The 1,098-nt window shown below is 74.1% G+C and carries 1 protein-coding gene; it reads left to right on the forward strand.

Translation table 11 applies throughout. The features are described 5' to 3' along the window. Positions 1-1,098: type I polyketide synthase (locus AOK08_RS38885; RefSeq protein ID WP_198539526.1), on the forward strand; the 1,098-nt coding region annotated here is incomplete at both ends.

Genomic DNA, 1,098 nt, shown 5'->3' on the forward strand with positions numbered 1-1,098 from the left:
CAGCGTGGGTGCGACGGCGGCCCTGGCCACGCCGTCCGCGCCCGCCACCCTGGCCCGACTGCTGGACCTCGTACGGGCCGAGGCGGCCGTGGTCCTCGGCCACCAGGACGCCGCCGCCGTCGCACCCACGCTGACCTTCAAGGATCTCGGCGTCGACTCGCATCTCGCCCTCGAACTGCGCAACCGGCTGAGCACGGCGACCGGCAGACGGCTGCCCACCACCCTGCTGTTCGAGCACCCCACCCCCACCGACCTGGCCCGCCACCTGAGTACAGAACCCGGCTCAGTGGCCACGTCCGGGCCGGCGACCCACCGGGCCGCCTTCGACGAGCCGATCGCGGTCGTCGGCATGGCCTGCCGGCTCCCCGGCGGCATCGACACCCCGGAAGAGCTGTGGCAGGCCGTCCTGGACGGCACCGACGCGATCTCCGCAGCCCCGGCCGACCGGGGCTGGGACGACGGGGCACACCCGGGCGGCTTCCTCACCGGGGCCGCCGACTTCGACGCCGACCTCTTCGGCATCTCACCGCGCGAGGCACTGGCGATGGACCCCCAGCAGCGAGTCCTGCTGGAGACCGCCTGGGAGGCGGTCGAACGGGCCGGCCTCGCCCCGTCGGCACTGCGCGGCACCCGCACCGGCGTCTACGTCGGAGCCATGTCCCAGGAGTACGGCCCCCGGCTGCACGAGGCCCCCGAGGAACTGCGCGGACATCTGCTCACCGGGAACACGGCCGGAGTCCTCTCCGGGCGCCTCTCGTACGTCTTCGGCTGCGAAGGACCGGCCGTCACCGTCGACACCGCCTGCTCCTCCTCCCTCGTCGCCCTCCACCTCGCCGCCGAGTCCCTGCGGCGCGGGGAGTGCACGCTGGCGCTCGCCGCCGGTGTGGCGGTCATGGCGACGCCCGGACTGTTCTCCGAGTTCTCCCGCCAGGACGGATTGTCCGCCGACGGCCGCTGCCGGGCGTTCGGAGCGGACGCGGGCGGTACGGGATGGTCCGAGGGCGTGGGCGTCCTGGTGGTGGAGCGGCTGTCGGACGCGCGCAGGAACGGTCACCGGGTGCTCGCCGTCGTACGGGCTTCGGCGATCAACCAGGACGG

This window comes from Streptomyces graminilatus (assembly GCF_001418565.1).
GTDB lineage: Bacteria > Actinomycetota > Actinomycetes > Streptomycetales > Streptomycetaceae > Streptomyces > Streptomyces graminilatus.